Here is a 12,769-nt window from a genome sequence, read left to right as displayed (position 1 = left end):
ATTACGCGCCGAACTCCACGGACTCGGTGGTCCAGGCCCGTGCCTGCCCGCTGAGTGTCACGCCCAGGCCGGGGCGATCCGGGACGATCATGCGGCCGTCCTTCGTCTCCAGCCGTTCCTCGAAGAGCGGATCGAGCCAGTCGAAGTGCTCCACCCACGGCTCGGTGGGATAGGCGGCTGCGAGGTGGAGGTGGATTTCCATTGCGAAGTGCGGCGCCAGGCCCAGGCCGCGCTCATCCGCGAGGGCTGCCAGGCGCAGGAACTGCGTGATGCCGCCGACGCGCGGTGCGTCCGGTTGGATGATGTCGCAGCCGTTGGCGTTGATGAGGCCCTTGTGCTCGGCCACCGAGGCAAGCATCTCGCCGGTGGCGATGGGCGTGTCCAGGACCTGGGCAAGATGGGCATGGCCCTCGAAGTCGTACGCGTCCAGGGGCTCTTCGATCCAAATGAGGTTGAATTCCTCCAGTTGGCGGCCCATGCGCAGGGCTGTGGCCCTGTCCCACTGTTGGTTGGCATCCACCATGAGTGGAACCTCTTGGCCGATGTGTTCGCGGACGCCGGCCACCCTGCGGAGGTCCTCCTTGGAGTCCGGCAGGCCGACCTTGATCTTGATGCCGCCGATGCCTTCCTCGATGGACTGGGTGGCGCGGGCTTTGACCTCGTCCAACGTGGCGTTCAGGAAGCCGCCTGAGGTGTTGTAGGTCCGGACAGAATCGCGGTAGGAGCCGAGGAGCTTGGCCAGGGGGAGGCCGGCACGTTTGGCTTTGAGGTCGTACAGCGCAATATCGATGGCGGCAAGCGCTTGGGTGGCGACGCCGGAACGGCCCACCGATGCGCCGGCCCAGAGGAGCTTGGCGTAGATTTTGCCGATGTCGTTCGGGTCCTCGCCTACCAGGCCCTGGGCAACTTCCTTGGCGTGGGCGTACTGCGCGGGGCCGCCGGCCCGCTTCGAATAGCTGAAGCCAAGGCCACTATGGCCCTGCTCCGTGGTGATCTCAGCGAAGAGGAAGACCACCTCAGTCATGGGCTTTTGCCGGCCTGTAAAGACCTTGGCGTCACTGATGGGCACCGTGAGGGGTAGCCGTGCAGTGGATAGTTTGACGTGGCGGACAAGGTCGACGGGGCTCATGGGGTCTCCTAAGTGACAAGTTGTTACTTAGGATACAAGTCGCTTACTTGTGTTACAAGAGTACGACGACGTTTGGCTGCGCTCCGAGGTTTGGTCGCCACCACAGCGCCTACGGAAGTCAGAACCAACAACACCGCCCACCAAGGGAAACCAGGATCGATCGACTGGCTTGGCAGGGCTGTCCCGCCTCCGGCCGCCGGCCCGTCGACGCGCTCACCACGCACAAGGAGCCTGTGGCTGTTGACTCCCGTGGGAGTGCAGGTCACTAAAGTCACGTAGTCCTTGCCATCGACCTTTCGGAGGTCGTCCGTCTTCTCCGGCAACACTGTGAGGATTTGGTCCACCTTGTAATACAGGGTTTCGCCCAGGACGCTGAGGGTGAAGGTATCGCCCACGGCCACCCTGTCCAGGTCATCGAAGAGCTTGGCGCTGACAAAACCTGAATGCGCCGTAATCACGCTGTGGCTGCCGGTGCCCCCCACAGGCAGGCTGGAACCGACAAGGTGGCCTGCTCCCTTGGCAAGGGTGGCTTCGTCCGTGTCATGGAAGATGGGGAGGTCAGTGTGGATGGACGGAATGCTGATACGCGCCATCATGCCGCCCGGTCCCACGTCGAGCAGCTTGCGGTACGTCTCCGAATCTGCGCTGACGGGCGACCGTCCGCCGTCTTCGTTCAAGGTGTAGGGGTCACGCAGCGGGCCCGAGGGAAGCTCCGCATTGAACTGCCGTGCTGCCTTCAACAGATTCTCCTGGGCTGCCGGTGAAAGGTTCTCAACCGTCTCCACATAGCCGCTGATTTCCGTTGCGTGGACGCGATCCGAAAACCACGCTGCCGCGGTGGGGTACAGGAGCACGCCGACGCCGATGATGGCGAACAACACCACAAGGACCCGCTGCCAGCTCCAGCGTCGGCGGCCGTGTTGGTGCGGGGGAGGCGATTCGGGCTGGGTCATGTTTCTCCTGGGATGTACTGACTACAGCAAAGTGGGGAAGGACGGCGCTGGCCGTTCTTCCCCACTTTGTTCTGGATGGAGACGGGCTCCTGGGACTGCTAGTTGTTGCTTGCCTTGCGGGAGCGGGCGAACAACAGGACAGCACCGCCAAGGATCAGGGCGCCGGCAATGTAGAGGACGCTCGTTCCGGGGCCACCGGTGAACGGCAACTCAAAGCCCGAGTTGGACGGGACGTTCTTGACCTGCAGGTCAATTCCCACGGGCGTCGTGGTGGCATTGATCAGGAAGGAGATCGGTTCTGCGAGCAACTCGTACCCGGCAGGTGCCTGGGTTTCAACCAGGTAGTAGGTACGGAAGTCGGCATCGCCCGGTGCAACGGCGACGCCATTGGCCCAATCGGAGTAACGCAGACCGGATACGGTCAGCGTTCCATCGGCAGCAACGGTGAACTCGGTCTCGCCGTTCAGGCTGATCGGGTTGGTGCCGGCCTCGGCGTCCGCCTGGTTGGTGTAGATGGAGAAGGAGGCTCCAGCCAGGGCTGCGCCGTTCTCATCAACCTTCTCAAGGGTGATGTCACCCCACTTGGTGACAACCGGAGGCGTGACGATCGGGCCGCCGGGCTGGCCCGGGGCGATGGTGAAGCTGGCAGCGTTCGGGTAAACCAAAGCCTCGTTCTCGATCTCACCAATGGTGTTGACCGTGGTGCCAACAACCATCTTCACGCGGCTGTCCGTGTGGGCCTCCAGCACGGCCAGGCCGGCCGGGGTGAATTCAACGGAGACGGTGTTGGACGCGGCATCGAAGGTCACCGTGTAGTCGACACCTTCGGTGAGGACCGTGCCGTCAACCAGGCTGAGCGTGGTGCTGACGTACGTCAGCTTGTCGTCGAGCTGGTCAACGATCTTGTAACCGTCGATGACTTCCTCATTGGGGATGTCGCCGGTGATGGTGAAGTCGATCTGGTCGCCCAGTTTGACGTCGGAGGCATCGGTGACGGTCTTTTCTGCCCCGCTGACCGAGTTCTTCGGGTAAACGTGGACGTCATAGAGCCAGTTGTCCTGGTTGTCCGGGTCCGTCAACGGAATGGACACCAGGAACGGTGCCGACGGCGTCACACCGGCGGGGTAGTTGGTCTCAGTGACGAGGTACAGGCCCACGGGCAGGTTTGCGAAAGCCGCAGTACCCTGGCCGTCGGTGGTCTGTACCTGACCCGCGCCGAGGCTGTAGCCGGCGCCGGTGATGGACCCTGTGGGGTTCGAGGGGGAGAAGACGCTGCTCAGGTTATGTGCGGCATCCCATCCGGCGTTGGAGGCGAGGTCGATGGTGTTGACCTGCTGGACCGTGAACTCAATGCCACTCAGCGGCGTCAGGCCCGTGGTATCCACGGAAGTGCCGTTGTTGGGCAGGCCCGTGGGAGTGGTGGGGCGTTCGAACTTGTGGACAGTGATGGAACCGGTCTGGTCCGGGTCAACCAAGGGGGCGGCAGTGGCCGGCGCGACCGAGAAGGTCATCGCCAGCACCGCCCCGGTAAGCGTTGCGGCGGCGGTCTTCAATAACCGCCGGGAGCTTGGGTTACTCACTCTTTTTCCTCTTTCTGTTTATTGATGGTGCAGATGCTCGGAAGTGAACATTCAGGGCCGGGCGGCCCAAGGGAACGGACCGCCCGGTGGTCTTAGGTGATGGGTTGCTGCTTGCGCTTGCCCCGGACGCCCGGCGTTGCCAGGACGAAGGCAAACAGGAGGAGCGCTGAACCGGCAATGGTGAAGGGCCACCAGCCGATTCCGCCCGATTCCGGGAGCTTCAGCGCGGGAACGTCCTTGACCGTGAGCAGGAAGATGCCGTCTCCATTGGCATCGGTGGCCGTGACAACGCCACCACCGCTGCCTTGGCCAAGGGTCACGGAGCCGTCGGCGGCAATGGTGAACTGCACGGGTTCCGCGAGCAGGTTGAAGCCGACCGGGGCAGCGGTTTCTTCCAGCCAGTACACGCCCGGCTGGATGCCTTCGAGCTGGAATTGTCCGGTCTGGCCTGCGATTGCCGCGACGGTGTAAGACGTGTTGACCGCTCCGGGACTTCCGCTGGCATCGTCGTGGATGGCCCAGCTGGACCCATCCATGGGAACCCAGGTGGACGCGGATGATTCGCCGATCTTCTCGATCAGGATCTTGGCCGGCGTCCGGTGGGTCGTGGTGCAATCGGCTGTGGGCGTTCCCGATCCGGTGGCGCACTGCTGGGGCGGTATCGCACCGCTGCCGGTGACCGTGTTGACCAGCGTGGAGTTCCACGCACCCTGGTTGACCGTGACGCTGTATTGCAGGGTGGCGGTCTGCCCGGCGGGAAGCGTGAAGGGTGCAGTGGTGAGCGTGGTGGACGGTGAGGCCGGGTCAGCCACAGGAGTCGGAGCGCCAGGCCCAATGGTCAGGAGTGCCGAGCCGTTCACGAAGGTGGCCTTATTGAGGACTCCGGAGAGGTTGTCCGTGAGCACAATTCCGCTGATTTGACCCACCACGCTCGTTGCGGTGACGGTGTAGGTGATGGTGTCGCCCGGGTTCACGAACTGCCCGACGGCGGTCCCGCTGCCGTTGACGGTGGCCGTCTTCTTGATGGTCCAAGCGGGATCGGCGGGGACTTCGGCATCATCGTTGTCCGTCACCGGATTGCCGAGGGGTGGGTTGCCGGTCACCGTGGCGGTGTTCGTCAGCAGGCCGCTGGTGACATCCATGGCACTGATGACGTACGTGGCAGTGGCGGTCACGGTTTGGCCCGGGAGCAATATGCCAGGGAGACCTGGCCAGGTGTAGGAGAGGGCGCTCATGTTGCCGGTGCCGGAGAACTGGGTCTCGTTGATGACCACTCCGGTCAGCGTGACGTTTCCCGTGTTCTGGGCGGTGAAGGAGTAGGTGGCTGTTTCGCCTGCAACCATGGTGGTCTTGTCGACTGACTTCACCAGCGAAATGGATGGGGCGGGCACGATTGCCGGGGAAATGGTGAAGGTATAGTCCTCAACTTCGCCGGAATCGGAAGCCCCGATGGGAACCTGCGTTTGGGTGCTGTTGTACCCCACACGGAAGCGCGCGTAGGTATCTCCGGCCGTTACGCCTGAGAGCCCGGTCCAGTTGAGCGTTGCCTGCGTTGCCCCTGCTGCGAAGGTTGCGCAGGCCCGCTCGGCAGGGTTGTCAAAGCGGGTGTCTTTGTCGAAGTCGATCCATCCGCAGACCGTGCCGGCTTTGCTAGCGCCGTTGATGGCAACCGTGGTGGAGTAACTGCTTGTTCCGGCCGCGAACGGTGCAAGGGTCACGCCGTCGTCGTTTTGGTCCAGGGTGGCCGAGGCGCTGACGTTGGGTGAGGAAGTGCCGTTGGCCACAAGCGCGTTGTCCTCGGTGACGTTCGGTCCCAGTGTGACGTCGGAAAGGATGGCCCGCGCAGCGTTGTTTTGGTCGTAGGAGGCCGGTGCGTCACCGAAGTCCTGCGGCACTGTCATGGAGATGACGTAGTTGTCCCTGTTGTGCAGCGGCTCCGAGAGGTCGTTCTCGGTGTAGCCCGGCAGGGTTGCGCTCACGGGAACGAAGACACCGGTGACGTTGAAGGTCACGCTGGTCACGATGCCGTTGATGCGGACGGAACCACACCCCGCCGAAGCCTGCGCATCCACTGGATCCGGGTTGCCGCCCTGGACGCCGGAAACGCAGGAGGTTCCAGAGTTGGGGTTGATGTTGGTGATCGAGTTTCCCGAGACGGCGAGGTTGCCGCCGGAAAGTTTGGTCAGGCTCAGGCCGGGAGTTCCAAGATTGAGGACGGCGTGGTACTGCGATTGCGCCTCGATGGTGTCGTCGCCGTTTTCATCGAAATAGACGTAGCCGCCCAAGCCGGCGATATTGAGGACAGGGTTCCGCACGGGCTGGTTGAAGGTCATGGTGAGTGATCCCAAACCGCTGCACGTTCCGGACGCCGGGCAGTTGTTGGTGAGCTCGGTGACGATTTCCACGCCGGGCGTGTTGTTCGCCATCCCCTGTTGGTAGTCGGAGGCAACGTAGCCGCGGCTGTCCATCCTGGCCCCGCCTACCACTCCGGTCAGCCCGCCAATGGTGTAGGTGGTGGTCAAATTGGATCCGGGCATGGACAAGATCGCCTGCCCCGGCGAAATGGCGGCGTTGTTAATGGCTACTTGATAAGCCTGCGCAGGTGTCACGGCGCCCGGGATCGCACTGGCGAGTATCCCCAGGAGGACCACCAACGTGGCGATAAAGGCTCTCGCCTTCCTTGATGTTGACTTAAACAACGTCTTCCCTTCAGCGTCTTTCCGGAATTGGCGCGGCCGCTTGATGTGGACGCAGGCCAGGGGCCATGAGGCTGTCCGATGCGATCGGACCGGATATCGCTGTTAAAGGCGGCTGAAAGGGCGAATTGTGTTGCCGAAACGAATGTGACCTTAGTCACGAGTGTTCAAGGGGTGCAGCTAGCAGCCCGAGCCTGCGGGGAGGCCATGCATTAAGGCTCCGGGACGCGACAATATGGCCGCGCTCATGAGGGCGGCTTTTGAAGGGGTCCGGCTATTGCCGCAGGGCTCCAAGCCCGGCAATGAGTGCTTCCAGTCCAAGGCTGAAGGCGACGTTCGTGGGCATTGCGTGGCCCTCGGCGGCAAGCCGGTCCACTGCGGCGGTGAAGTTGGGTACCCGATCCGCCAGGTTGCCGGCGTCGAAGATGTCCTCCGGCGCGTTGACGTCGTAGGCCGCCCCAAAAACGAAGGCCTCCAAGGCGACGATCGCAGAGATGATCCGCTCCTCGGGGAACCCGGCTTCGCGGAATCCTGCCGTGACGGCCTCATACATGGCCAGCGTTTTGGGGGCGTTGGCAACGGGTAGGACGGCGATGACCGGAATGAGGGGCGTGTGCTTGGAAAAGACGTCCCGGTACGACCATGCCCATTTGCGGACGGCGACGTCCCAGGGTTCGGTGCCAAACGCCGATACATCCACCATGGCAGCCAGATGATCCTCGAGAAGCAGCAGTACGTCGTCCTTGGAGGAAACGTGGTTATAGAGGGCGGAGGGCGCTACCCCCAGCGATTTGGCGAGGGCCGCCATGGTGAGTCCGTTGTAGCCCTTGGCGCCGATCAACTCGAGTGCCGCCGTCGTGATGCCGCTCTGGTCCAAAACCCGCGCTACGGGACGACCGGCGCGTCGCCGGGCTTTGCCGGCGGGAGCGGCGCCGACAGTTGAAGGCGCGGCGTCGGGGGTGGGTGCGGGCATCGGAAGCCTTTCTGCTGCCATTGTCCCCAGCATTATTCCATTGCAGGTCTTCCCAGCAGCTGAAGCCGGCGCTACTATGAATATAAATGAATGGCATTCATTTATTGGCCAGCCACCACCCGGCGGCCACGGAAAGGACATCATGCAGAATCTTGATCGCGACGTTGTGATCGTCGGTGCCGGTCCGTCAGGGTTGACGGCCGCGCGTGAACTGAAGAAGGCAGGACTTAGCGTTGCGGTACTCGAAGCCCGCGACCGCGTAGGTGGCCGCACATGGACCGACACGGTCGACGGAGCCATGTTGGAAATCGGCGGCCAGTGGGTTTCCCCGGACCAGACCGCGCTCATGGCACTGCTCGAAGAGCTCGGTTTGGAGATGTACCCGCGCTACCGTGACGGAGAATCCGTCTACATCGGAGCGGACGGCAAGCGGGTCCAGTACACCGGCGACACTTTCCCGGTCAGCGAGACCACCAAAGCCGAGATGGACAATCTGGTAAGGATTCTGGACGAACTCGCCGCGGAAATCGGCCCGACCGAACCCTGGGCCCATCCGAAGGCCCGTGAGCTGGACACCATCTCCTTCCACCACTGGCTCCGCCGGAACTCCCACGATGAGGAAGCCTGCAACAACATTGGCCTCTTCATTGCCGGTGGCATGCTCACCAAGCCCGCACATGCTTTCTCCGCCCTGCAGGCGGTGCTCATGGCCGCATCCGCCGGATCCTTCACCCACCTGACGGATGAGGACTTCATCCTGGACAAGCGGGTAGTCGGCGGCATGCAGCAGGTCTCCCTGTTGCAGGCGGCGGAACTGGGCGCCGACGTCGTTCTTAGCAGCCCGGTGCGCACCATCAATTGGGAAGAAAACCGTGTGACGGTCGAATCGGATCGGGCAACCGTCAACGCGCGCTACGTGATCATGGCCGTTCCGCCGAACCTGTACTCCCGGGTTTCGTTCAACCCGCCGCTGCCGCGCCGCCAGCACCAGATGCACCAGCACCAGTCGCTGGGCCTGGTCATTAAGGTGCACGCTGTGTACAAGACGCCGTTCTGGCGGGAAGAAGGATTGTCGGGGACGTGCTTCAGCGCCGGTGCCCTGGTTCAGGAGGTTTACGACAACACCAACCACGGCGACACCCGCGGCACCTTGGTGGGCTTTGTCTCTGACGAAAAGGCCGACGCAGTCTTCGAACTCAGCGCTGAAGACCGGAAGAAGGCCATCCTGGAGTCGATCGCCGGGTTCCTGGGAGAGAAGGCCCTGACCCCGGAGGTCTACTACGAGTCCGACTGGGGGTCGGAAGAATGGACCCGCGGGGCGTACGCATCCAGCTACGATCTGGGCGGCCTGCACCGCTACGGCAAGGACCAGCACGCCAACGTGGGTCCGATCTACTGGTCTTCATCCGACCTAGCGGCCGAGGGCTACCAGCACGTGGACGGCGCCGTACGCATGGGCCAGGCAACCGCCGCGCGCATCGTGGAAGCGGACAAACTGGCGTCTGTCTTGGCCTAACCGGGGCTGATCCGGCCTAACCGACGCTGGGGGTGCCCGCCGTGCCGGCGGGTACCCCCGCCGCGCGTTCAGCGGCGGCAAGGGCATGGGCAAGGCGTTCGACGGCGGCGCGGTAGTCGGTTCCGGCCGTCACCTTGCAGTGCTCGGCCTCCCGCATGGCTTGGGTAAGCGCGGCGGTTTCGGGCACCCGAACGTCGGACATTGCCGGGAAGTCAATGGCGAAGGCAGGATCCAACTCGTAGGTGCGCCACTTGGTGAGGAGGGCCTGGTGCCAGGTGGCATCGTCTGCGAAACCCGTACGACGGCGGGGCTCGGCAGCGCGGATACGCTCGACTTTGCGGATGGCCGCCAACGTGGCCGCCGTCGTCGCCGCCGTGAGGGCAAGCATCACCAACCCGGCCGGTGCCCACTGCACGGCCGGAACCACAATTGCCGGTACCACCACGACGAGTCCGGCGAACGCATCCCAAAAGATGGTGTCCGGCTCCGGCCCGCGGCCACGGGTCAGTTTTCGTTGCAGGACAATTGTGGTCGCCACGGTTGCAAGGACCAAAGCCAAGCCCCACATGACCATCATCGGAGCACCTCCCGGACGCAAAAGGCTGTGTTTTCAGTATGCGGTGCGCCGTGGAATTTGGGTACGGGTGCGGGGGCAATGGCCCGAGTCCAGGGGCCGCCGTTCCTAGTGTCAGACCTGGCGCGTAGCCTTGCCCCATGAGACTGAAAATGTGCAGCATCCACGTCAAAGATCCCGCCACCGCCCACGCGTTCTACACCGGGACACTTGGTTTCGACACCCTCATGGCGATGCCCGAATACAATCTGTTCATCATCAAGAACCCCGGCGCTGACGACACCGCAACGGGCCTCCTGCTGGAACCCAGCGATAACCCGATCGGTGCCAACTACATGAATGCCGTGTACGACGCCGGGATGCCGGCTGTGGTGCTGGGCGTGCCCGACGTCCGGGCCGAGTACGAGCGTCTGTTGGCAGCCGGGGTGGTGTTCAAGGGCGAGCCGGCCGAGGACCCGTCCGGTATCAGCGCGGTTTTCGATGACGGCTGCGGAAACTTCGTGCAGCTGCACCAGGACTAGCTGCACGGCAATGGCCGGGACGCTGGAGTCCCGGCCATTCGCTTGGTGCTAAGAGTTGCGCTTGGTTCCCTTGGGAGCTTCGCGCTTGGCGGCTGCATTCTCCCTGGCTTCCTTGGTGGCCGCTTTCTTTCGCTTCTCTTCCTTGACGCGCAACGCTTCGGCGCGCACAGCGGCGTGGGTTGCACGCTCGACCACCAGCCACTGAGGCGGGGACTGGAGCAGCTCGGCGATTTCCGCCGTCGTCAGCGGTTCGGTGATGCCGCCGCGGGTGAGGCCGCTGATGGAGACGTTGAGTTTCTGCGCAACAACCGGCCGCGGGTGCGGTCCGTTGCGGCGAAGTTCGGCGAGCCACTCGGGCGGGTTGGCCTGGAGTTCGGCGTAAGCCTCGCGGGTGACGGGCGAGTCCTGGAACTCCTGGGGTGCAGCGGGCAGGTAGATGCCGAGTTTCTTGGCAGCTGTTTCCGGCTTCATGGTCTGGGAGTTCTTGGGAGTCATGCTTCAAGGGTATCTGGCCGGTACTGTGAGTGTGTGCCAGCCCCTGAAGAAGAGTCCCCCGAAACCAAAGAGCTCCGCTTCGCCTATGTGGCGGGAGTGACACCGGGCAAGTGGATCCGGCGGTGGGAAGAGCGGATGCCGCACGTCCCGCTGCACTCGTTCATGTCCGACGACGACACCCAGCTTTCGGTGCTGCGTGACGGTTCAGCGGATCTGAGTTTTGTTCGCCTGCCCGTGGATCGGGAAGGCCTGAACCTCATTCCCCTGTATGAGGAGCAGCAAGCGGTGGTGGCGCCGAAAGGCCACGAAATCTCGGTGTTCGAGGAGGTCGCGCTGGAGGACCTTTCAGAGGAGAACTTCCTTGACATCGCGGAGATGGGCGGGCCGGAGATGGCCCTCCAGGTGGTGGCGTCGGGGGCTGGTTTGGTGATTCTTCCCATGCCCGTGGCCAGGTACCTGAACAACAAGCAAACGGTGAGTCGCCGGGTCTCCGGAGCTCCGGGCACGCAGATCGGTCTCGCCTGGCTTGCGGGTACTGACAGTGAAGAGGTCGAGGAATTCATCGGCATCGTGAGGGGCCGGACGGCGCAAAGCTCGCGGCAGCCGTCGGCGCAGAAGGAAAAACCCAAGAAAGCTCCCAAGCCCGATCGACGCGGGTCTTCGGCCGGGAAGAAACCGGGCGTTGCGCAGCGCTACGCACCCAATCCGGATAAGGGCCGGGGCAGGGGTTCACGGAAGAAGGGGAAGCGCTGATCTACTGGCCGTGGACGGATGCCTGCTGCTGTTCCGAGCGGTTGAGGTAGGCAAGCAGGAGATCGCCGGCTTTTTCCAGCTCGCCGTGCTCCAGGGCTGAACAGATTTTCTCGTTTTCCTCGAGCCAGTCGCTGTAGAAATTCGCGTCGACTGTTGCCTTGTGGAAGTACAGCCGCATCTCAGCGAGCACCTGCTTCATGATCGCGTTCAGGCGGGCGCTTTCGGCCAGGGCCACGATCGCTCCGTGGAAATGCTGGTTGGCGCTCCCCAGGCCGTCGTTGTCATTCTCGGCGGCCGCACGCTTTCCCTCTTCGACGGCCGCCCTGACGGCAGCTATGCGCTCGGGTGAACCGCCCGCGCGGATCGAGCTGACTTCGATCGCGCGGCGGACTGTGTAAACGTCGTGGATGTCCCCAGGCTCCAGCGTCGCCACATAAACGCCGCGGTTGGGTTGCCGGATGAGCAGGCGTTCACTGGCCAGTTCGGCGAAGGCCTCCCGGACCGTGTTGCGGGAGACGCCGAGGTCTTCGGCAACGGTTGCCTCGGTCAGTTTCGCTCCCGGAACCAGGAAGCCCTCAGCCAATTGGTAACGGAGTTCCTCGGCCACGCGCTCCGCGACGGACGGTACCCGCATCCGGACCCGTGCGCGGGCACTGTCCAGGCCGGGGTGCTCATTCGTTTGCTGCTCTGCTCCGGCCATAGACCAAAATTACACGATTGCCGAAAATTAGGATCGCTGGATTGTTGAACAATCCGGCGATCTGGTGCATTCTTGATGTAACGCACATCACGAGGCAGGGATCACAGCATGGCAATCATTGACCTGAACAGCGACGTCGGAGAAGCCTTCGGACGCTGGACGCTTGGAGACGATGAAGCCATCTTCCGGTCCGTCTCCAGTGCCAACGTTGCGTGTGGATTCCACGCCGGTGACCCCGGCGTCATTCGCGCCACGTGCGAGAAGGCGGTGGAGGCCGGCGTCGTCATTGGCGCCCACGTGGGCTACCGCGACCTTGCAGGTTTCGGCCGCCGCTTCCTGGACATCGACCCCAAGGAACTCGCGGACGACGTCGTGTACCAGATCGGTGCGCTGCAGGCACTGGCCGCTGTCTCAGGCGGTCGCGTTGAATACGTGAAGCCGCACGGCGGGCTTTACAACACGATCGTGAAGCACACGGCGCAGGCCCGCGCAGTAGTGGAGGCCGTCAAGTCGGTGGACCCCAACCTGCCGATACTCGGCCTGCCGGGATCAGAGGTCCTGCGCCTGGCCGAGGAAGCCGGACTGCGCGCCGTCTCCGAAGCTTTCGCCGACCGCGCTTACAACCCGGACGGCACGCTGGTTTCCCGCTCGCAACCCGGCGCCGTGCTGCATGATCCCGTAGAGGTGGCCGAACACGTCCTGCGTATGGCCACCGAACAATCCGTACGGACCATTGATGGTTCCGTCCTCACCATCCGCGCAGAGAGCATCTGCGTCCATGGAGACTCACCCGGGGCCGTTGCCATGGCCACTGAAGTGAAGTCCGCACTGATCGACGCCGGTGTCAGCATCGGCTCGTTCCTCTAGCCATCAGGCCCC

12 protein-coding genes are annotated in these 12,769 nt (G+C 63.4%); 4 read left to right on the top strand and 8 right to left on the bottom strand.

From position 1 onward, the window contains the following. Position 1 precedes the first annotated feature (1 nt). From OCL88_RS04480 to OCL88_RS04460, 5 genes are all read right to left on the bottom strand, one after another. Positions 2-1,129: an L-talarate/galactarate dehydratase gene (locus tag OCL88_RS04480; protein ID WP_264961747.1), complete on the bottom strand. Its 1,128-nt coding sequence runs from the start codon at positions 1,127-1,129 to the stop codon at positions 2-4. 23 nt (positions 1,130-1,152) lie between these two features. Next, positions 1,153-2,082 (bottom strand): class C sortase, encoded by a 930-nt coding sequence (locus OCL88_RS04475; RefSeq protein ID WP_021473199.1) that lies wholly within the window; start codon positions 2,080-2,082, stop codon positions 1,153-1,155. Positions 2,083-2,180: 98 nt separating this feature from the next. Then, a complete protein-coding gene (locus OCL88_RS04470) occupies positions 2,181-3,662 on the bottom strand; it encodes a SpaH/EbpB family LPXTG-anchored major pilin (RefSeq protein WP_031216764.1) in 1,482 nt (493 codons plus the stop codon). 92 nt (positions 3,663-3,754) lie between these two features. Continuing rightward, positions 3,755-6,361, bottom strand: coding sequence for a GEVED domain-containing protein (locus tag OCL88_RS04465; RefSeq protein ID WP_264961746.1), 2,607 nt, complete (start codon positions 6,359-6,361; stop codon positions 3,755-3,757). A 271-nt stretch (positions 6,362-6,632) separates the two neighbouring features. Then, a complete protein-coding gene (locus OCL88_RS04460) occupies positions 6,633-7,364 on the bottom strand; it encodes a TetR/AcrR family transcriptional regulator (RefSeq protein ID WP_031216766.1) in 732 nt (243 codons plus the stop codon). A 109-nt stretch (positions 7,365-7,473) separates the two neighbouring features. On the opposite strand from OCL88_RS04460, the gene OCL88_RS04455 reads away from it, so the two are divergent. Continuing rightward, positions 7,474-8,847, top strand: a complete 1,374-nt coding sequence (locus OCL88_RS04455; protein ID WP_021473203.1) for a flavin monoamine oxidase family protein — start codon at positions 7,474-7,476, stop codon at positions 8,845-8,847. 16 nt (positions 8,848-8,863) lie between these two features. Here OCL88_RS04455 and OCL88_RS04450 read toward each other — a convergent pair whose 3' ends face one another. Continuing rightward, a complete protein-coding gene (locus OCL88_RS04450; protein WP_166184608.1) occupies positions 8,864-9,424 on the bottom strand; it encodes a hypothetical protein in 561 nt (186 codons plus the stop codon). A 137-nt stretch (positions 9,425-9,561) separates the two neighbouring features. Here OCL88_RS04450 and OCL88_RS04445 point away from each other — a divergent pair, with 137 nt between their 5' ends. Beyond that, positions 9,562-9,942: a VOC family protein gene (locus tag OCL88_RS04445; RefSeq protein WP_031216767.1), complete on the top strand. Its 381-nt coding sequence runs from the start codon at positions 9,562-9,564 to the stop codon at positions 9,940-9,942. Between the two features lie 48 nt (positions 9,943-9,990). Here the strand turns inward: OCL88_RS04445 and OCL88_RS04440 are convergent, their stop codons facing one another. Then, positions 9,991-10,437, bottom strand: coding sequence for a DUF5997 family protein (locus OCL88_RS04440; protein WP_021473206.1), 447 nt, complete (start codon positions 10,435-10,437; stop codon positions 9,991-9,993). A 33-nt stretch (positions 10,438-10,470) separates the two neighbouring features. Here OCL88_RS04440 and OCL88_RS04435 point away from each other — a divergent pair, with 33 nt between their 5' ends. Then, positions 10,471-11,190 carry a LysR family transcriptional regulator substrate-binding protein gene (locus OCL88_RS04435; RefSeq protein ID WP_166184611.1) on the top strand — a complete coding sequence of 240 codons (720 nt, stop codon included), beginning with the start codon at positions 10,471-10,473 and terminating at the stop codon, positions 11,188-11,190. Between the two features lies 1 nt (position 11,191). On the opposite strand, the gene OCL88_RS04430 is transcribed toward OCL88_RS04435, so the two are convergent. Next, positions 11,192-11,890, bottom strand: coding sequence for a GntR family transcriptional regulator (locus OCL88_RS04430; protein WP_021473208.1), 699 nt, complete (start codon positions 11,888-11,890; stop codon positions 11,192-11,194). A gap of 108 nt (positions 11,891-11,998) precedes the next feature. On the opposite strand from OCL88_RS04430, the gene OCL88_RS04425 reads away from it, so the two are divergent. Beyond that, positions 11,999-12,757 (top strand): LamB/YcsF family protein, encoded by a 759-nt coding sequence (locus OCL88_RS04425; protein ID WP_082694602.1) that lies wholly within the window; start codon positions 11,999-12,001, stop codon positions 12,755-12,757. Positions 12,758-12,769: the final 12 nt, after the last annotated feature.

This window comes from Paenarthrobacter sp. PAE-2, from assembly GCF_026013155.1.
Lineage (GTDB): Bacteria > Actinomycetota > Actinomycetes > Actinomycetales > Micrococcaceae > Arthrobacter > Arthrobacter ureafaciens.
Note: the sequence above shows the minus strand (reverse complement) of the source record. Positions and strands in the feature narration are given on the sequence as shown.

Coding starts and splice junctions, on each gene's coding strand:
- OCL88_RS04455 (WP_021473203.1), top strand. CDS start 7,474: ATGCAGAATCTTGATCGCGACGTTGTGATCGTCGGTGCCGGTCCGTCA.
- OCL88_RS04450 (WP_166184608.1), bottom strand. CDS start 9,424: ATGATGGTCATGTGGGGCTTGGCTTTGGTCCTTGCAACCGTGGCGACC.
- OCL88_RS04445 (WP_031216767.1), top strand. CDS start 9,562: ATGAGACTGAAAATGTGCAGCATCCACGTCAAAGATCCCGCCACCGCC.
- OCL88_RS04440 (WP_021473206.1), bottom strand. CDS start 10,437: ATGACTCCCAAGAACTCCCAGACCATGAAGCCGGAAACAGCTGCCAAG.
- OCL88_RS04430 (WP_021473208.1), bottom strand. CDS start 11,890: ATGGCCGGAGCAGAGCAGCAAACGAATGAGCACCCCGGCCTGGACAGT.
- OCL88_RS04460 (WP_031216766.1), bottom strand. CDS start 7,364: ATGCTGGGGACAATGGCAGCAGAAAGGCTTCCGATGCCCGCACCCACC.
- OCL88_RS04480 (WP_264961747.1), bottom strand. CDS start 1,129: ATGAGCCCCGTCGACCTTGTCCGCCACGTCAAACTATCCACTGCACGG.
- OCL88_RS04425 (WP_082694602.1), top strand. CDS start 11,999: ATGGCAATCATTGACCTGAACAGCGACGTCGGAGAAGCCTTCGGACGC.
- OCL88_RS04475 (WP_021473199.1), bottom strand. CDS start 2,082: ATGACCCAGCCCGAATCGCCTCCCCCGCACCAACACGGCCGCCGACGC.